Raw genomic sequence first — 17,432 nt, 5'->3', positions numbered from 1 at the left:
CCCTTCGATCAGCGTGGTGTAGCCGACCGCGACGCCCGGCACGTCGGTGATCGCGTTCCAGGGGCCCGGAGTGCCCTCGACCGCAAGGCCGAGGCCGCGGGCGCGGGTCCTGCCGGACGGGGTGGAGCGGTGCGGATCGTTCATGCCTGACCTCCCTGGCGTCGCGACGGAAGTCAGACGACCACATCGATGCTTTGCTGTTCGCCCACGCCGAAGACACGCTTGTAGCGCGCGATCTCGTCGGCCGGGCCGGTTGCCTTGTTGGGATTGTCCGAGAGCTTCACGGTCGGCCGGCCGTTGGCGCTCACGGCCTTGCAGACGAGGCTGAAGGGCGCGAGTCCGTCGTTCGGCGCGAAGCCGCGAAAATCGTTGGTCAGCAGCGTCCCCCAGCCGAAGGAGACCTTCACCCGCCCGGCGAAACGCGCGTGCAGCGCCTCGATCAGTTCTACGTCGAGCCCGTCCGAGAAGATCACGAGCTTCCTCGTCGGATCCTCGCCGCGGTCCTTCCACCAGCGGATCGCGGTTTCGGCGCCGTCGAAGGGATCGCCGGAATCAACCCGCAACCCGGTCCAGCCTGCGAGCCAGTCGGGCGCGTTCCGGAGGAAGCCTTCGGTGCCGTAGGTGTCGGGCAGGATGATGCGGAGGTTGCCGGAGTGCTCTTCATGCCAGTCGGCGAGGACCTTGTAGGGCGCCTCGCGCAGTTCCTCGTCAGTGTCCGCGAGCGCGGCGAGGACCATCGGCAGTTCGTGCGCATTCGTCCCGATCGCCTCGATGTCGCGCCGCATGGCAATGCGGCAGTTCGACGTGCCGATGAAGGCATTGCCGAGACCCTCGATCATCGCCTGGACAGCCCAATCCTGCCAAAGGAAGGAATGCCGCCGCCGCGTGCCGAAGTCGGCGATCTTCAGCCCCTCGATCCGGCGCAGACGCTCGATCTTTTCCCAAAGCCGCGTCATCGCGCGGGCGTAGAGCACCTGAAGCTCGAACTTGCCCATCGTGGCGAGGACAGCGCGCGAGCGAAGCTCCATCAGCACGGCCAGCGCGGGAATTTCCCAGAGCATCACTTCCGGCCACTTGCCCTCGAAGGTGAGCTCGAACTGGTCGCCACGGCGTTCGAGGTGGTAGGGCGGCAGGCGCAACGCCTCGAACCATTCCATGAAGCTCGACGAGAACATCTGCCGCTTGCCGTAGAATGTGTTGCCCCTGAGCCAGGTCGACTCGCCGCGGGTGAGCGAGAGCGAGCGGACATGGTCAAGCTGCTCCCTGAGTTCCCCCTCGTCGATGAGCTTCGCCAGGGGGATCGTCTTCGTGCGGTTGATGAGGCTGAAGGCGACCGTCGTGTCGGGTCGGTTCCTCAGCACCGACTGGCACATCAGGAGCTTGTAGAAGTCTGTGTCGATCAGCGACCGGACGATCGGGTCGATCTTCCAGTTCTGGTTATAGACGCGGGTGGCGATATCGACCATTCACGCCTCCAGCCGCACGCCGGCGGCGCGCATCTCGGCGCGGGCCCTTGCAAGAGAGCCGTCGAGGTCGATGGCGCGGCAGGCGCCTTCTAGAACCGTCACCGCGAAGCCGAGCCGTGCGGCGTCGACGGCGGAATAGGCAACGCAGAAATCGGTGGCGAGTCCGACAAGGGTGAGACGGGTTGCGCCGCGCGTGCGCAGGTAACCTTCAAGGCCGGTGGGCGTCCGATGGTCGTTCTCGAAGAAGGCCGAGTAGCTGTCGATGGCGGCGCGGAAGCCCTTGCGGATCACGAGGTCGGCCGGATCGGTGGCAAGCGCGGGATGGAAGGCCGCACCCGTCGTGCCCTGAACGCAGTGCGTGGGCCAGAGGACCTGCGGCCCGTAGGGCATCTCGGTCAGCGTGAAGGGCTGGGCGCCGGGATGGTTCGCCGCGAAGGAGGCGTGGTCCGAAGGGTGCCAGTCCTGCGTCAGGACCTTCACCGGAAACTCGGCCATGAGCGCGTTGACGCGCGGGATGATCTCGTCCCCGCCCGCGACCGCAAGCGCGCCGCCGGGGCAGAAGTCGTTCTGCACGTCGATGACGATGAGGGCATGGGTCGCGTCGCGCATTGTTTCCTCCGCAAGGGCCATTGCGTTGCTAGGATGCACCCGCCCCGAGGTCAATGGCCGCAGTCCTTCCGCCTCACGCGGGCTCTGCTGGAGCCACGCCGTTCGGCCGTTCCCGACGGTCCCCCTGAAAGCCCCGCGATCGGCGCCGATTTCGGCGCATCCAAGCCATCGCCGCCGTCGCTGATGCCGCGTGGCTTGCGGCGCGGCGGTCGCGACCCTATCAGGTTGGCCATGCTGACCGTCGCCGCGCTGTACCGCTTCACCCCCTTTCCCGATCCGGCCGAACTACGCGCGCCCCTGCTCGCCGCCTGCAATGCGGGTGGGGTGCGCGGCTCGATCCTACTTGCACGGGAAGGGATCAACGGCACGATCGCGGGCCCGCGGGAGGGGATCGACGCGGTGCTCGCCCATATCCGCGCCCTGCCGGGCTGCGCCGAGATCGCGTGGAAGGAAAGCACCGCCCCGGCCATGCCGTTCGGCAGGATGAAGGTGCGGCTGAAGCGCGAGATCGTGACGATGGGCGTTGCGGACGTTGATCCGACCCGCGCCGTCGGACGCCATGTCGAGCCGGCCGACTGGAACGCGCTGATCACGGACGAGGATGTCGTCGTCATTGACACGCGCAATGCCTACGAGGTTGCGATCGGCAGTTTCCGGGGCGCGGTCGATCCCGGCACGGCGAGCTTCCGCGACTTCCCGTCGTGGTGGCGTGCGAACGCCAGCCGGTTCGGTAACCGGCGCGTGGCGATGTTCTGCGCCGGCGGCATAAGATGTGAGAAATCCACGAGCTTCCTGCTGCAGGAGGGCGTGGCGGAAGTCTTCCACCTGAAGGGCGGGATCCTGAAGTATCTGGAGGAGGTGCCGGAAGCTGACAGCCTCTGGCAGGGTGGCTGCTTCGTATTCGACGAGCGGGTGAGCGTGGGCCACGGGCTGACGATCACCGGCCACGGGCTCTGCCGCGCGTGCCGGCGGCCCTTCACGGCGCAGGACCGAGCGCATCCGGATTTCGAGGACGGCGTCTCCTGCCCCGCTTGCCGCGACCGTTTCACGGAAGCGGACCGCGCGCGTTTCCGTGAGCGCCAGCGGCAGGTCGCGCTGGCCGACGCCCGGGGTGCGCCGCATTTCGGGCCGGAGGCCGGTCAGCGCCCGAGGAAGGCGAAGAGCTTGTCGAAACGGTCCGGGCCGACACGCGACCAGTCGTAGCCGAGCGAGGCGGCGCGGGCGACGGCCCCGCGATCGCGGCGAAAATCCTCATCGGCGGCATAGGCCGAAAGGCGGTCGCGGAAGGCCGCAATGTCGTGCGGATCGATGATCTCGACCGCGCCGGTCTCGGCACCGATCCGTCCCGCCCCGGCGACGGAGGCGATGACCGGGAGGCCGTGTGCCGCGGCCTCGTAGGTCGATATCGGATCGCCTTCCTCCAGCGAGGGCAGGACCGCAATGTCGGCCCGCAGCAGCTCTTCGGCGACATCGTCGCTGAAGCCGATCGCCGAAACGGTATCGGCATCGAGCACGTCGGAAAAGCGGGCACGGATCGCCGGCTCCACCTCGCCAACGAGCCTCAGGCGCGCACCGGGAGGCGGGCTGCGCCAGGCTTCCAGCAGGAGGTGCGCTCCCTTGCGGACGCAGACGGAGCCCACGAAGACGAAAGTCACCGGTGCGCCGGGCGCGCGCGCGGGGCGGTCCGGAAGGACGGCTGGCACCGAGGTGCCGTAACTCGAGGGGATGACGCGGCTGGCAACGGGCGTTCCCGCGAATGCGTGTTCCGCCGCGGGACTCGGCGCGAAGATCGCGCTGCAGAGCACCTGGCGGAGGTTCTGGATCGCGATCCTCAGATCGGTGATGCCATGCCCGGGAGGCAGGCCGAGCGCATCGTAGGCGGCATCCAGAACCGGCTTTGCCACCGCCATCCGGGTGTTGACGGATTCGGTGACGATGGTCACACCGCGCCGGGCGAGCCGTTCGTAGACGGATACCGGCACCGAGGGCCAGAGATAGGCGATGTCGCCTTCCCCAACCGCGTCGAGATAGCGCCGGTGCAGCAAACCGTCCGCGATTCGCCGGCCGAAGGGAAAGTGCCGGACAACGCGGGGCACCCCCTCGCGTACGGGAAGCCCCGGCGGCATCTGACCGTGAAAGCGGGCGGTGACGAGATCGGCGCGGTAGCCCGCTGCGATCGAGGCGGCGAGGATCGACCGGCAGGTGCGACCCACGCCCACCGTCTCGCAGGGATTGCTCATGAGCGCGCGAATCGGCCTGGCGGGATGAACCCGGACCGAGGGGGGCGCCTTCGGCTTTTCCGGCAGGACGAACTGGCGCGGTGCAGTCACGGACACGGGCGGGCAACCTTCAGGTGAACACACGATAGGCTTACGCCTGATGACAACGGCTGCAAAGTGCGTTCGCCCTTCCGGAGGTGCGCGCCGCCTGCGCGAGGGCCGATGCGATCGGCATGACCTGAATGTTGCCGAAACGGCGACAGGATGCGCCGCTGCGACCGCCCCGCGGTGCGGCGACTGCAGCGCCCCCTTCTGGAGCGGGGGCTGCCCCGGTATGCTTGGTCACGGGCGCGAGGCGGGAAGGATGACGGGATGGACGAAACGACGGGCGGACAGCCGATGAAGAAGGCGCGGCGGCGCGGGCTGAACAGGCTTTCCGGCCTGCGCAACCTCATCGTCGATGCAAAGCGGCTCTGGTATCGCCGGGTCTGGGGCATGGACATCCATCCCACGGCGCAATTCTCGCTTTCGGCGAAGTTCGACCGGACCTTCCCGATCGGTATCCACATCGGACCGCTGAGCTACGTTGCCTTCGATACCCGCATTCTGACGCATGATCGCACGCGCGGGCTCTACCTGCACACGCGGATCGGCGCCAACTGTTTCATCGGCGGATGCAGCCTGATCCTGCCAGGGGTGGAGATCGGCGACAACTGCGTGGTGGGCGCGGGCTCCGTCGTCACGAAATCGGTGCCGCCCCGCTCGATCGTTGCAGGCAATCCGGCAAAGGTGATCCGCTCGGGGATCGAGGTCGGGCCCTATGGCCGCTTCCTCGACGCTGACGCCACAGAGAGCGCCCTGGCCGAACAGGGGCTAACCTGAGCCGATGGCCCGCGCGGCCTTCCTGACCGGCCTCCTCGTGATCCTCGTTGCGGCGGTGGCCGTGTTCCGGCAGGCGCCGGGGCCCGGGGCGCCGCGCGACCGGATCGTGCCTGCGACCCGTCCCGCGCCGGAACAGCTGTCCGTCGTGGCATTTGGCACCAGTCTCACAGCGCGCGCGGTCTGGCCGGCGGAGCTTGGGGCCAGGCTTGCCGGTTGCGGCTTCGCCGCGGCCAGCGTGACCGTCCGGGCGCAGCCGGGTGCGGGTTCTGCCGCAGGCAGGGATCTGGTCGGGGCTGAGGGGCCGGGCCCCTTCAATGTCGCGCTGATCGAGTTCGCCATCAACGATGCGGACCTGATCGACGGGGTGTCACAGGCGGCGAGCCTGCAGAACCATCGGGCGATCATCCGCGCGCTGAGGAGCCGCCACCCTGACATTGCCATCGTGCTGCTGACGACAAATCCGGTGGCCGGACTACAGCGGCTGAAGCGGCCGAAGCTCATGGCCTATGGCGATATCTACGTGCAACTCGCGGCAGGGGAGGGCGTCAGCCTTTTCGACGGCACCGCGCGGTGGCTCGACGAAGGATCGGGGGGCCAGGCCCTCGTGGACGGGCTGCATCCGGAGCCGGGGCTGGAGGCCCGGCTTTACGCGCGGCCGCTGGCCGAGACCGTCGCGCGGATCTTCGGCCGGAGCTGCACACCCTAACATCCGCCTTCGCCCCCGCGCGATCCGATCCCCTCCCCGGCAACGCCCAGGCGGAGGATGGTATCCCCTTGGGGCAACCTGCCGGCACGGACGTGGACGGGGCCCCCGCCGCTCGGCCGGGGCGGCCGGTCCCGTGGCGGCTCAGACGCCACCGGACGAGCGCGGCCCGGACCGGTGCCGACCGGCATGTGGGTGGCGCCGTCCCGCAAGACGGGAAAAAGGCCATGATCACACTCTCCGCCCTCACGATCGACCAGAGACAGGCTGGCGGCGACGCCCCGGCGCCGAACCTCGGCTCGGTCACGCTGGCCAGCTTCAGTGCCGACCGGGTGATCTTCGACAGCGGGGCGGGCTTCGGGCTCGCCGAGGCCGAGATACAGCTCTCCGGCACCGCCACGGCGGGCGAGGTGGTGCAGGCGCGAGCCCTGTCGCTCGACGATGGCGGCGCGACCACCACGGCCTGGGCGGATGTCGCCACAGCGGACGTGGGCGGGCTCTGGTCAGGCACGATCACGGCACCCCGCAGCGCCTCGTGGTTCCGACCCGAGGTCAGGCTCAAGGCGCATCCGGCGGTGGCGGCGCAGGGCGCGCATCGCTTCGGGGTGGGGCACGTCATCGCCATCTGGGGCCAATCGGAACCGGACCGCATCATCTCGGCCTTCCACAACACCACCACACCGCCTGCGGTGAGCGACCCGGAGGCGATCCAGATCCTCCATGGCGCGGCTGCGACGCCTGCGCGGCACTTCGTGACGAACGCCGCACCGCTCACTGCAGGTGCGGCGGCGCTGGCGGCAACACTGATCGCGGAACGGCCGGGAGAGAAGTTCGCCGTGATCTTCCACACGGTTCCAGGCACCGATCCGCGCGAACTGGTGGACGACGCGAACCCGGGCAGGTCCTGGGCTGCCGACAGGGCGCTGCATGACTTCGCCACCGCCGATGGCCAGCATGTGGGCCTTGCAGCGATGTCGTGGTTCGCCGCTCCGGGCAGCCTCGGCGCCGCCTATGGCGAGGCGATGTTCCCGCTATTCGCGGGCAAGACCATCGCGGGGGTGCCGGTCACCTTCCCGGCGACGATCAGCTACGGTGCAGGACTGAGCTATCATGCCGACCACTGGTTCGGAGAGCTCTACGACTACACGAGGACGCGCTGGGTGCCCTATGGGCCTCATCGCTTCGACATCGATGCCGACATGCAGGATGCCACGCATGTCCTGGGCGGCGCGGTGCAGAGCAACCTCGCCAACAAGCAGGCAGCGCGGCAGAGCTGGCGGGCCATGCTGGCGCTGCCGGCGGCAACCATGTTCCTGCCCACGGCCGTGGAGCCCGTGACCTACGTCAACGGCGTCGACGACGGTGCCGGCAGCTGGACCGACTTCTCGCACCCCGCCGGAAACACGCTCGACGGGATTCAGGCCTGGGCCCGGCTGACGGCCCACGCGATCCTGCGCTCGACCGGGCTTTCAACCTGGGCCGTTCCAACCTTCGACCAATCGCTCTGGGAGTCGACAGGCGCCTGGGTGGAAGTCTGGTCATCCTCCGGGTCGGTCACGACGACGCGGCGCGCGCGGGGGGAGCCGGCACTCGGCTCCGGCCTGTCCCACTGGACCGAGGTCATGGGCTTCCAGATCAACGGCGCACCGGCGCGCAATGCCCAGATCGTCGCCGGAAGGGTGCGGGTCTTCCCCAATGCCGGCACCTTCACCTATGCCGATGCGATCCAATACGGCGAGGGTGGCGCGACGGGCATGATCGCTTTCCCGGAGGACCATGTCGCCGCGACCTGGAAGAACCTGCCAATCGTCAATGTCGGTGCGGCGGGGGTTGACGGAATCCCTGTCGCACCCCTTCCCGCCGCCGCGACGCTTGCCAATACGCTGCCGGCCGCCGCGCAGCCTTTCACCACCAGCGCGACCGGACCCTATTTCCTCGATCCTGCCAACGTGCCCGCGGGAACGGCGCAGATCACCTTCGCCGCGCGGTTCCGGCTTGCGGCGCTGCCGCCGACGGGCAGCTACATCCTGTTCGCGCAGTCGGGCGGGAGCTTCGACGTGGAGATACTCAACAATGGCAGCCTGAGGGTGAACATCCGCGACAGCGCCGCCGTCAAGGTCCTGAACAATGCCCTCGTCTCCGCCGGACTGGGCGGCGGCATCTGGTACGACCTCGTCTGCTCGGCCGATCACGTGGCAAAAGTCTGCCGGTTGCAACTGAACGGCGCGCTCATTGCCACGTTACCCTTCTCTGTTGCCGGCACGGGTCTCTTCGCCAGCAGCCGAGCGTTGAGTTTCCTCGCGCGCAACAACGGGACGCTGCAGTATGTCGGCGCTGCGGAAACATTGCGCGCCTGGCTGACTGCGACTGCTGCGGGGGACGCGCCGGCGACGACGCCCCACAAGAGCATCGCGGGGCCTGCGTCCCTTGCCAACGCCGATCCGTGGAAACTCGGCGCGAACGCGACATGAAGCCGTAAGAGTGAAATGCAGCAGGGGCCCGCCGGGCCCCTGTTTTCCGTTCCTCGCGGCGGAGCGGCACGATCGCCGGATCACCAGAGCGCGACGATATCTGTCGCCGTCGTCCCCGTGGCGTTGACCCGCGCCGTGCGAACGGGCAGGACGCTGCCCGCCTGGACATTGCGGAAAACGACGGTCTGCCCGCCCGCCAAACGCGCCGCGACGTCGCCGGTCTGGCCGATGAAGAGCGCACGCGGAAGGACCGCAAGGTCTGTCGCGTCGCTGGGAACCACGGCTGCGGCATCGCGCGCCGGCGCCGTCAGGCTGGTGGGATAGTCGGAAAACTTGTCCATCTCTGTCTCCTGTTCGAGCCTCTGCCCTGTGCGGCCGAGACGTCGCAGGCGTGCTTCCTGCCCGGCCGGCCGGAGTCATCGTCTCTGTCGCCAAGGCGGAAAGGCGGCCGATGGGGCCACCTTCCAACCGCGCAACAATGACGTCAGGCCGGTTAACATTGCCGCACACAACCGTACGGTGAGCATTGTTTCTCTCCAAGTTTCGGATGATTCCGTTTTCGGCGGATTCGCGCCGTTTTGGTCAAAACTTACTTAACGGAAACCCGCCAATTCGGTGCCTTTGACACATGACGACGCCAATTGCGCCGCATCTTCGCCACGTTGTCCCGCATTGTTGAGAGCATCGATACACTCTCGATCAAGGGAACACGCTAATGAAACTTGCGCGCTCACTCGCGTTGTTGGGGCTGAGCACTGCGCTTGCGGGATCGCAGGCCCTTGCAGCCGACTACTTCGTCCAGGCGATCACACCCGGCGCGGTCTCGGGAACACCGCTTGCCGTCATCACGCTCCAGTCGGGCGGCGAAAGCGCGCCCTCGACCGGGGTTCCGCCCGTACGGGTCGTTGCCAAGCAGTCGGAGCGGATCGGCAAGTGGGTCAAGGTACGGAAGGAGAAGGGCAGCGAGGAGACGTCGCCCGAAATCGTCACGACCGATGAAACGGCCGCACCCGAGGCCTCCGACATGAGCGGGAGCGACGGCAACGCCGAAGTGGCGTCGTCGGGCGACGCCGGCCTGAGCGAGGGCGGAGCACTGATCGACTCGGAGGGGACGACCGAGGGATCCACGGCACTTGGCGAATCCGCGACCGCGGCGGCCGACACGACGGCCGATACCCCGGCTCCCACGCCCACCACCACGACGACTGCGCCGGTGACCACGGCACCGGCAACCACGCCGACGACCACTACCACTGCGCCAGTGCCCACCGCGCCGACCACGAACCTCGTCGCCCCGGCCAGCACGTCCGGCGTTGCCGTGCCGCCGGGCGCCCAGATCTGGAAGAACTTCGACTCGCTGATGACATCGGGCAAAGTCACCGGCGGGGACCGGATTTTCCTGCTCGACGGCTATCACGGCCAGATCCTCGTGCGGGACAAGAAGTTCACCTCGACCGTGACGATAGCTCCGGCCGCGGGCGCGGTGGCCCATGCCGATTCGGTCCTGGTGATGAACTCGTCGAACGTCCACATCCAGGGACTCAAGGTTTGGCCGCGGTCATCCAACGCCGGGAACGGCGCGCTTGTCCGCACCTACTCGAGCGCCAGCAACATCGCGTTCACCGGCCTTGACGTGCGCGGCATCGCGACAGCCGGAAACTATTCGAGCTGGACCGCGACCGACTGGAACAACTACCAGCGTACCGGCTTCCAGGTCGACGGACCCAACATCACGGTGGCGCGCAACCGGGTCACGGGGATCTTCAACGGCATCATCATGCTGGGAAAGAACGCGCTGCTGGAAGCGAACATCGTCGATGGCTTCTCCGGCGACGGGATGCGGGCCCTGGGCGACAACTCCGTCGTGCGCGGCAACAAGGTGCAGAACTGCCATCAGGTGAACGGTAGCCACACGGATGCCTTCCAGGCCTGGACCAACGGCCCGACCGGCAAGGTCGGTACAGGGACGCTTAGGAACGTCACGATCGAGGACAACAAGATCTTCGAGTTCGTCGGAACGCGCAGTCCAATTGCTTGCAAGCTGCAGGGTATCAGCCTGTTTGCCGGCGTGTACGACAACTTCGTGATCCGCAACAACGTGATCTCGACGACGGCCTACCACGGCATCACGATCGCCGGCGGTCAGAACAGCCAGATCGTCAACAACACCGTTGTCCACGCCTTCGGCACGGCGGGTGTCTATCCCTGGATCCGTGTCTCGGCGAACCGCGACGGCAGGCCATCGCTCAACGTGACGGTGGCAAACAACATGACCACGTCGTTGAAGGTGAACCAAGACGCGACCAAGGCCATCGTCGCGACCAACAACGTGGTCGTGACCAATGCCTCGAACGAGTTCGCCGGGGTGAGCAAGCAGGATTTCAACCTGAGGTCGGGTTCGAAGGGCGTTGACGCTGGCATACCGGCCTTGGCCCCGAAGGATGACATCGTCGGTGCGGCGCGGCCGAAGGGCAAGGCGCCGGACGCAGGGGCCTACGAGAACTTCTGATCCCGCACGGGTTGCGCGACGATCGGCCCCGCCGGACAAACCGGCGGGGCCTTTGCCATGCCGTGTCAGATTTCGGACCCAGCCACCTGGCGGAGCATCCACCAGCTTCTGACCAGCCGGAGCCGGATCAGGGTCGCGGCACCGCGCAGACGCTCCCCCGCCCCGTTCAGGCGCGGACTGAAGAGGATTTTCGGCAGATGCGGCAGCCAGCTCGCCGCCATTGCCAGGGCGCGGGCGAACCAGAGCAGCCGACCCGTCGGCCCGGGATGGGCCTGTCTGTGCAACGCATACATCTCGCGGACGATGCGCCGCCATTTCCGCACGAGCGCGGGCCAGTTGGACCGCGTGGGATGGGCGACCCGCATGCCTTCGTCAAGCGCCAGCCGGTATCCCATCGCCCGCGCCCTGAAGCACCATTCCGCATCCTCGGACAGGCCGTTGGTGAACGGTCCCACGGCCTCGAACACCGTCCGCGTGGTTACGAGATTGGCGGTGACGGAAAACCCCTTCCGTTCGATGTAGTCCTTGTAATTGAAGGCGAACACGGTTTCGAATGCCTCCGCCCCCGAGCGCGGGGGCGGCGTCTCGTCGAAGACGTCGATGGCACCGCCGACGATGTCGGCGCTTCCGGCTGCCCGCCGCGCTGCCGCGAGCCAGTCGGGCTGAGGCACGCAGTCAGCGTCGAGGAAGATGATCGCTTCCGCGCGGCTTTCCGCCACCCCCCTGTTGCGGGCGCGCGCCGCGCCCTTGCCGGGCTCCGTCACGAAACGCACATCGGGGTTCGCGGCCTTCGCCTGGTCCAGAGGTTCGGTTGAACCGTTGTCGACGACGACGACATCGACGCCCGCCCTGTCCTGTGCCCGCAAGGCATCGAGGCACCGGCCCAGCCGCGCGGAATCGTTGTAGTGCGGAATGATGACGACATAGCCGACGTTCATGACCGATGCGATTCTCCCCTGACGCATCCTCCTGCCATGGCAGTGCCGTTCAACTGAACCCCTCTTTCGCCACAGCGCAACGATCCTCGCCCTTCTGCCTTACCTTTGCCTGAATTCGCTTCCCTGACCGTTGACTATCAGTCAACAAAAAGCCGCATTGGCCAAGATCATCCTCAGGTTGCAATGTTGATTTCAATCGGAAGTTGATTCGACCTTCGATTCAACGAAAAAATGGAAAAAAGATGGCATTGGGATGGCGCAGTGTGGCGGCGCTGTGGTAGAAAAAAGAGGGAAGGTGTTCGTGTGCCGACATTCGGGAAGTGAAGGGGTAAAAATGCTTGCTAAGACAAAGATCGTAGCCGCGATGGCAGGTGTCGCGCTTACGGCGGCCGCATCGGCGGCAAATGCCTATGTGATCGACTTCACGAAGGCGTCTACGGGTCATTCCGGGTCGCTGTTCCAGGGGGCCGTGACATGGCACCTCTCGTCGAGCGGCATCCTCAACAACTCTCAATCCTTCGACGGCAACCCGACGCCAGCCGGCACGGGGCTGTCCTTCGAAACCGACGGTTACGGTGTCGGCCGCAACGATGACGAAATCTCGACGTGGCCGAACCGCTACGAGTGGATTGACATCACCTTCAGCGCGCCGGTGCTGATAGATGCGATCTACTTCCTCGACCTGTTCCGCTCCGCAGACGGGTCGTCGCTCGAAGTGGGCAAGGCATCCATCAACGGCGGCAACCCGCTGATTACCCTCGCTGCCACGGATACCGCCGGAACGGGCGCATCCGGGTTCGTCGGCACCACCTTCGGGCCCGTCTTCGCGTCGGTGATCCGGTTCACGGTGCTGGCATCGAACGATGGGTATGGCGTTGCCGATGGGGCTCTTGCAGGCATCGGAATCGCCCCGGTTCCGGTTCCCGCAGCGGGCGTGATGCTGCTCGGCGGACTTGCCGGACTTGGCGCGCTGCGCCGCCGCCGCAAGGCGGCCTGATCTGGCAGACCTGGAATTGGAAAGGCCGGGCGGGTGCCCGGCCTTTGCTTTTGCGTCTGTCTTCGCGCCAGTTACCCGAACGTCCGGCCGGCGCTTCTAGCGCGGCCCTGCAGGATGGAGTCAGGCGTAGCTGCCGTAGGAATAGCCCACCGAATCGTCCGGATACCGGCATTTGTTCAGCACGACCCCAAGCACATTCGTCAGTTGGGCCAGTTCCTTTTCGCAAAGGTCGATGTTCGACAGGGTCGTGCTCTCGGCCGCTGCGATAAGAAGCGCACAATCGACGTTGCCCAGAAAGCCGACGTTATCGTCCGTCGCCAGCATCGGCGACATGTCGAATAGCATGATGTCCGGTTGCCAGCGCCGCTCGATCGCGTCCAGCGCCTCGCGCGTTCCGACGCTTTGCAGAAGTTCCGCGGGATGGGGCGCAGGCGTGGCGTTCATCGCCAGCACGAGGTTCTCGCCCATCCGGACAGCGGCATCCTCGAAGGCCGCGGAGCCGTCGAGGACTTCGTGCATCGACCTACCGGGAGAATGTCCGACGGTCCGGTGCAGCGAGGGTCGCCGGAGGTCGAGGTCGATCAGCATGACCTTGAGGTCCTTCTGCCGCGACAGGCTGAGCGCGAGGTTGAGCGCAACAGTGGTCTTCCCGCAGGCGGCGCCCGGCGAGGTGACGGAGAGCCGAGTCCAGCCCTTTTCCTTCATCAGCCGGATCGTGCGGGAACGAAGCATGTCATACGGTGTCGCGTCCTTGTTGCCGGCAAGGGCAGTAATGCGGTGGCGGAGCGCCTTGCCCGGCGACAGCGTCACCTCGGGCAGGGAAGTCCAGGCACCGGCGCTGCGTGCATCCGCGGGCGCCACCTTCTCGCGTACGACTTCCGGAACCCCGAGCGCCGCGCGACGCATCTCCCGCGCCTTCGCCAGTGCTGCTTCGAGTTTCTCCATCTTCTCAGTTACTCCTGCCCCTTGCGAACGACGGTGATGGACGGATCCTGAGCCGTCACAACCGGATACCCAGCTTTGTCATGACCTTGCCAAAGAGGACGTCGAGCGGCTGGTAATAGGCATGCACCGCATAGACGATCGCCGGAATCCCTATTACCGCAACAAGCAGCATCGCGGCGAAGCCGGACCGGCGCATCATCGTCTCGGACGGCGTCCGCATGTAGGGGATCGTCGCGATCGGCGTGATGCCAAAGGCATTGATCAGATCCTTGGGCCGCCTGACGGCGCGGTTGAGAAGCTCCATCAGAACGATCACCGCGATCCCAAGCCCGGCACCGGCCACGACGCCGCCGCCCGCGATGAGCATGCGGTCGGGTTTCACCGGGCGGTCAGGCACCGTTGCGGCATCAACGACCGAGATGCGTTCCCCCTTCGACCGGATTTCGATCTGCTCGCCAGCGGAAGCCTGGGCCTGGCGCGCTACCGCCGTGTTGTACTGCTGCTGGACGTTCGTATAGTCGCGGTTCAACGCATCAAGCGCGATCTGGTTCGCCGGCGTGCGGTCGATCGAATCCTTCAGAACGGCCAGTTGCTCGAGCAGTTGCTCGCGCTGCGCCTCGAGCGCACCAATCTGTGTGTCCAGGCTCGCAAGCTGGATGTCGAGCGGGGACATCTGCGTGCTTGCGACCCCGGCGGGAAGCTGCTGGGCCTTCACGATCTCCTCGAGCTGGTCGATCTGGGCCTGGAGTTGCCTGACCTTGGGGTTCGTCGGCGAATAGGTCGCCGTGAAGGTGTTCATCTGCTGGCGAAGCTGCGCGAGTTGCTGCGCCTCGGGCGTCTGGTTTGCCGTGGAGCCGGTGATCTGGCCCGTCGCGTTGAAGAGCGCGATCATCTGCTGCTTCTGATCCTTCAGAAGGGAAATGTCACGCTCGGCCGTGGCCAAAGTGTTCTGCAGGAGCGTCTGCTGGCCGAGCCGGTATTGCAGCGTGTTCGGCAGCGCGTCGGCGTTCTGGTTCTGGAAGTCGAGGATCTTGGCGCTCATTGCATCGAGCTCGCCTGAAAGGCGCTTCACTTCCTGGTCGAAGAAATCCACCGTCGTTTCGGCGCGTTCCGTGCGCGTCGCGACGTCCTCGTTCAGGATGAGCGTCACGTATTCGTTAACCACGCCGGCGACGACCGGCCCGCTTTCCCCCTCGAACTCGACGGTCATGATGGTGGCCTGACCGCGACCTGCGCTCTTCGTGATCCTGGTGTTCTTGCGCATCGCCCCGACGATGTCGTCCGGGGTCATTTTCGCCATATCCTTGAAGACTTTGAGCCGCTGCGCGATGTCCAGAAGGTTGGTCCGGGTCATCAGGCGGTTTTCGATGGTCTGCAGCTTTTCCAGCGCCTGCGCCTGAACGGTCGGCGCGGCCAGCGCCCCGGGGATTTGCGAGCTCTCGACGAGAAGGACCGAATTCGCCCGATAGACCGGCGGCAGCAGGAACGCCGCCGCGATCGCCGCGGCCGAGACCAGCGCGAAGATGATGATGAAATAGGGCAGCCGCCGCAGGAACACCGCGAAGTAGAAAGACAGGTCCAGGTTCATTTGCGCTTCTCTTCCTCGGCCGCGATCTGTGCGGCAAAGAATACCCCATCATCGAGCACGGATTGAACCACGTGTTCGTCAACATGGTGGTTATCCATGCTCCAGGCATAGAGCAATGCCATGTCGCAGAGCTGGTTGACCAGACGCGGCACCCCGTGGGTGGAGCGATAGATCATCCGCGCGGCGCCTTCGGTGATTTCCTCGCCTGTGCCGCCGGCGGCCCTGAGCCGGTGGCCGATCAGATCCACCACCGCGTTCTCGTCAAGCGGGAGGAGATGAAAACTCGCGGCGATCCGCTGCGCAAGCTGGCGCAGCGCCGGGTCAAGCACCATTTCCCGAAGCTCGGGCTGGCCGACAAGGACGAGTTGTATCACCTCGTCCTTGCCGGAGTTGATGTTGGTAAGCATGCGCAGTTCTTCGAGGCTCTCGGGCGACAGGTTCTGCGCCTCGTCGAAGATCAGCACGACGCGCCGGCCCGAGGCGTATTCGTCGATCAGATAGTCCTGCAGCTTCTGGAAGAGCTGCACGTAGCCCACGTTCGGGTCGAAACTGACGCCGAGCGAGTTCAGGACCCACTGGATCAGTTCGCCCCGCCCGCCCTGGGCGTTGGAAATGAGCCCGACTGTGACCTTGTTTCCAAACTGGCGCAGAAGTTCCCGGAGGAGCGTGGTCTTCCCGCAACCGACGCCCCCGGTGACAAGCGTGATCGGTGCGCGGCTGAGGATGCCGAACTCCAACACCGAATAGGCGCGCCGGTGCTGCGGCGACCAGAACAGGAAATCCGGATCCGGCACGAGCGTGAAAGGACGCTCGCGGAACCCGAAGAAGTCCATGTAGAAGCCGACGCTGCTCTGGTCGTCCGTTGCTGGCTCCACGGCCTTGTTCATCCACAATCCACTTCTCACGCGGCGGGACACCTTCCCGACACCCGTCCGCCACGGATCAATCTACCCCGGTCAGCCCGGAATCTCGCAGGCCAAATGGTCACATAACTTCGGCAACTTGATGGCGTCCGCCCCAGCCGGCAACCTCAAACCCACGGCAGTTCTTACATGGGAGTCGAATCGTTGTCTCGCCAGATCGTCCGCGCCGGCGCCTCTGCGGCACAAAAGCGGACTTCAGGGCCACTGTTGCTTGGCAAGAAACGGACGACACCGACGCCCTCCGGAATTGGGCGGTTTCTTGCACACAAACGAACCTCGGTTTCGTGACGCCGCAGCAAAAAGGGCACAATTTCCAAATGTTCGTTCCTCCGTATCCCATAAGATGCTAAGAACCTCGGGCGGATGTGGGTGCATTCGCGGAATCGCAGTTTTCGTCGTGCGCCGGACAGCGGCGCCAGTTTCGCCGGGTTGAGTGTCAGTGATCGCGGTCGTGACCGGAACAAGGGTATGACTCTTCAGCTCCATGACCCTTCCGAAGACTTTGGCATGGCCAGCGCTCCCATGGGCCCCGTAGACTTCCCAAGACGGCGCGGGATCTACCGCAATTTCGGGAAGCGCTTGCTGGACTTGTCGGCGGTCCTCTTCGCCAGCATCATCGTTATTCCGCTGATCCTGCTGCTTGCCGTCGCCGTCGCTCTGGACGGTTCGTCTCCGTTCTACTGGAACGACCGCGTGGGGCGCGGTGGGCGGACCTTCCGGATGTTGAAGCTCAGGACCATGGTGCCGAACGCCGACACGATGCTGGAACGGTATCTTGACCGGAACCCCGAGGCGCGGCTCGAATGGAACAGCACTCAGAAGCTGAAGTCCGACCCGCGCATCACCGGAATCGGACGTTTCCTGCGTAAGACCTCGCTCGATGAACTGCCGCAGTTGTGGAACGTCTTCATCGGCGACATGTCACTGGTCGGACCAAGGCCCATGATGCCGTCGCAGCGGACGCTCTATAGTGGTCTGGCCTATTACGCACTGCGGCCGGGGATCACCGGCCCATGGCAGGTGTCCGACCGCAACGAGGTCGAGTTTTCGAAACGTGCCGATTTCGACAGGGAGTACGAGGCCACGATCTCGCTGATGAACGACCTGAGGTTGCTTGTTGCGACCGTCCGCGTGGTGATCAGGGGAACGGGCTATTAATTTGACGTAGCCTGCGTTGTCGGG

The 17,432-nt window shown here is 65.8% G+C and carries 15 protein-coding genes; 7 read left to right on the top strand and 8 right to left on the bottom strand.

Features of this window, described 5'->3' with window-relative positions:
• Positions 1 to 173 precede the first annotated feature (173 nt).
• Together pncB and pncA are read right to left on the bottom strand one after the other, a co-directional pair.
• Complete coding sequence (gene pncB, locus ACMUOO_RS03175; RefSeq protein WP_301919846.1) at positions 174 to 1,466, bottom strand: nicotinate phosphoribosyltransferase; 1,293 nt, start codon at positions 1,464 to 1,466, stop codon at positions 174 to 176.
• The gene (gene pncA, locus ACMUOO_RS03170; RefSeq protein WP_301919847.1) at positions 1,467 to 2,075 is read right to left on the bottom strand and encodes a bifunctional nicotinamidase/pyrazinamidase; all 609 of its coding nucleotides are present in this window, start codon (positions 2,073 to 2,075) and stop codon (positions 1,467 to 1,469) included.
• Between the two features lie 231 nt (positions 2,076 to 2,306).
• On the opposite strand from pncA, the gene ACMUOO_RS03165 reads away from it, so the two are divergent.
• Positions 2,307 to 3,278 carry a rhodanese-related sulfurtransferase gene (locus ACMUOO_RS03165; RefSeq protein WP_301917902.1) on the top strand — a complete coding sequence of 324 codons (972 nt, stop codon included), beginning with the start codon at positions 2,307 to 2,309 and terminating at the stop codon, positions 3,276 to 3,278.
• On the opposite strand, the gene ACMUOO_RS03160 is transcribed toward ACMUOO_RS03165, so the two are convergent.
• On the bottom strand, positions 3,215 to 4,411 hold the full coding sequence (locus ACMUOO_RS03160) for a glycosyltransferase family 4 protein (RefSeq protein ID WP_301917903.1): 1,197 nt from the start codon (positions 4,409 to 4,411) through the stop codon (positions 3,215 to 3,217). The genes ACMUOO_RS03165 and ACMUOO_RS03160 overlap by 64 nt on opposite strands.
• A 255-nt stretch (positions 4,412 to 4,666) precedes the next feature.
• Between ACMUOO_RS03160 and ACMUOO_RS03155 the strand changes: the two genes are divergently transcribed.
• The 3 genes from ACMUOO_RS03155 to ACMUOO_RS03145 all read left to right on the top strand — a co-directional run bounded on the left by ACMUOO_RS03155 (position 4,667) and on the right by ACMUOO_RS03145 (position 8,350).
• Positions 4,667 to 5,176: an acyltransferase gene (locus ACMUOO_RS03155; RefSeq protein WP_301917904.1), complete on the top strand. Its 510-nt coding sequence runs from the start codon at positions 4,667 to 4,669 to the stop codon at positions 5,174 to 5,176.
• Positions 5,177 to 5,180: 4 nt separating this feature from the next.
• Positions 5,181 to 5,882 (top strand): SGNH/GDSL hydrolase family protein, encoded by a 702-nt coding sequence (locus tag ACMUOO_RS03150; protein WP_301917905.1) that lies wholly within the window; start codon positions 5,181 to 5,183, stop codon positions 5,880 to 5,882.
• Positions 5,883 to 6,106: 224 nt separating this feature from the next.
• Positions 6,107 to 8,350 (top strand): hypothetical protein, encoded by a 2,244-nt coding sequence (locus tag ACMUOO_RS03145; RefSeq protein ID WP_301917906.1) that lies wholly within the window; start codon positions 6,107 to 6,109, stop codon positions 8,348 to 8,350.
• Positions 8,351 to 8,430: 80 nt separating this feature from the next.
• Here the strand turns inward: ACMUOO_RS03145 and ACMUOO_RS03140 are convergent, their stop codons facing one another.
• Positions 8,431 to 8,691 carry a spike base protein, RCAP_Rcc01079 family gene (locus ACMUOO_RS03140; RefSeq protein ID WP_301917907.1) on the bottom strand — a complete coding sequence of 87 codons (261 nt, stop codon included), beginning with the start codon at positions 8,689 to 8,691 and terminating at the stop codon, positions 8,431 to 8,433.
• Between the two features lie 374 nt (positions 8,692 to 9,065).
• On the opposite strand from ACMUOO_RS03140, the gene ACMUOO_RS03135 reads away from it, so the two are divergent.
• Positions 9,066 to 10,859 (top strand): right-handed parallel beta-helix repeat-containing protein, encoded by a 1,794-nt coding sequence (locus ACMUOO_RS03135; protein WP_301917908.1) that lies wholly within the window; start codon positions 9,066 to 9,068, stop codon positions 10,857 to 10,859.
• A 65-nt stretch (positions 10,860 to 10,924) separates the two neighbouring features.
• Here the strand turns inward: ACMUOO_RS03135 and ACMUOO_RS03130 are convergent, their stop codons facing one another.
• Entirely contained in the window at positions 10,925 to 11,824 is a 900-nt protein-coding gene (locus ACMUOO_RS03130; RefSeq protein WP_301917909.1) for a glycosyltransferase family 2 protein, read from the bottom strand.
• Between the two features lie 337 nt (positions 11,825 to 12,161).
• Here ACMUOO_RS03130 and ACMUOO_RS03125 point away from each other — a divergent pair, with 337 nt between their 5' ends.
• A complete protein-coding gene (locus tag ACMUOO_RS03125; protein ID WP_413854862.1) occupies positions 12,162 to 12,794 on the top strand; it encodes a VPLPA-CTERM sorting domain-containing protein in 633 nt (210 codons plus the stop codon).
• 120 nt (positions 12,795 to 12,914) lie between these two features.
• On the opposite strand, the gene ACMUOO_RS03120 is transcribed toward ACMUOO_RS03125, so the two are convergent.
• From ACMUOO_RS03120 to ACMUOO_RS03110, 3 genes are read right to left on the bottom strand one after another with little or no spacing between them, the layout of a single operon-like run.
• Positions 12,915 to 13,739 carry a tyrosine-protein kinase family protein gene (locus ACMUOO_RS03120; RefSeq protein ID WP_301917911.1) on the bottom strand — a complete coding sequence of 275 codons (825 nt, stop codon included), beginning with the start codon at positions 13,737 to 13,739 and terminating at the stop codon, positions 12,915 to 12,917.
• A gap of 55 nt (positions 13,740 to 13,794) precedes the next feature.
• The gene (locus tag ACMUOO_RS03115; protein ID WP_301917912.1) at positions 13,795 to 15,327 is read right to left on the bottom strand and encodes a GumC family protein; all 1,533 of its coding nucleotides are present in this window, start codon (positions 15,325 to 15,327) and stop codon (positions 13,795 to 13,797) included.
• The gene (locus ACMUOO_RS03110; protein ID WP_301917913.1) at positions 15,324 to 16,214 is read right to left on the bottom strand and encodes an ExeA family protein; all 891 of its coding nucleotides are present in this window, start codon (positions 16,212 to 16,214) and stop codon (positions 15,324 to 15,326) included. Before ACMUOO_RS03110 ends, ACMUOO_RS03115 begins: the two co-directional genes overlap by 4 nt.
• Positions 16,215 to 16,829: 615 nt before the next feature.
• Here ACMUOO_RS03110 and ACMUOO_RS03105 point away from each other — a divergent pair.
• Complete coding sequence (locus tag ACMUOO_RS03105; RefSeq protein ID WP_413854861.1) at positions 16,830 to 17,408, top strand: sugar transferase; 579 nt, start codon at positions 16,830 to 16,832, stop codon at positions 17,406 to 17,408.
• The last annotated feature ends 24 nt before the right edge of the window (positions 17,409 to 17,432 follow it).

This window comes from Albidovulum sp., from assembly GCF_041919395.1.
Lineage (GTDB): Bacteria > Pseudomonadota > Alphaproteobacteria > Rhodobacterales > Rhodobacteraceae > Albidovulum.
This window is presented reverse-complemented; position numbering and strand designations above follow the sequence as displayed.

What these genes read in the sequence shown, in the direction of transcription:
- ACMUOO_RS03140 (WP_301917907.1), bottom strand. Translation starts at nt 8,691, where the DNA reads ATGGACAAGTTTTCCGACTATCCCACCAGCCTGACGGCGCCGGCGCGC.
- pncA (WP_301919847.1), bottom strand. Translation starts at nt 2,075, where the DNA reads ATGCGCGACGCGACCCATGCCCTCATCGTCATCGACGTGCAGAACGAC.
- ACMUOO_RS03155 (WP_301917904.1), top strand. Translation starts at nt 4,667, where the DNA reads ATGGACGAAACGACGGGCGGACAGCCGATGAAGAAGGCGCGGCGGCGC.
- ACMUOO_RS03110 (WP_301917913.1), bottom strand. Translation starts at nt 16,214, where the DNA reads ATGAACAAGGCCGTGGAGCCAGCAACGGACGACCAGAGCAGCGTCGGC.
- ACMUOO_RS03150 (WP_301917905.1), top strand. Translation starts at nt 5,181, where the DNA reads ATGGCCCGCGCGGCCTTCCTGACCGGCCTCCTCGTGATCCTCGTTGCG.
- ACMUOO_RS03120 (WP_301917911.1), bottom strand. Translation starts at nt 13,739, where the DNA reads ATGGAGAAACTCGAAGCAGCACTGGCGAAGGCGCGGGAGATGCGTCGC.
- ACMUOO_RS03130 (WP_301917909.1), bottom strand. Translation starts at nt 11,824, where the DNA reads ATGCGTCAGGGGAGAATCGCATCGGTCATGAACGTCGGCTATGTCGTC.
- ACMUOO_RS03125 (WP_413854862.1), top strand. Translation starts at nt 12,162, where the DNA reads ATGGCAGGTGTCGCGCTTACGGCGGCCGCATCGGCGGCAAATGCCTAT.
- pncB (WP_301919846.1), bottom strand. Translation starts at nt 1,466, where the DNA reads ATGGTCGATATCGCCACCCGCGTCTATAACCAGAACTGGAAGATCGAC.
- ACMUOO_RS03145 (WP_301917906.1), top strand. Translation starts at nt 6,107, where the DNA reads ATGATCACACTCTCCGCCCTCACGATCGACCAGAGACAGGCTGGCGGC.
- ACMUOO_RS03165 (WP_301917902.1), top strand. Translation starts at nt 2,307, where the DNA reads ATGCTGACCGTCGCCGCGCTGTACCGCTTCACCCCCTTTCCCGATCCG.
- ACMUOO_RS03115 (WP_301917912.1), bottom strand. Translation starts at nt 15,327, where the DNA reads ATGAACCTGGACCTGTCTTTCTACTTCGCGGTGTTCCTGCGGCGGCTG.
- ACMUOO_RS03135 (WP_301917908.1), top strand. Translation starts at nt 9,066, where the DNA reads ATGAAACTTGCGCGCTCACTCGCGTTGTTGGGGCTGAGCACTGCGCTT.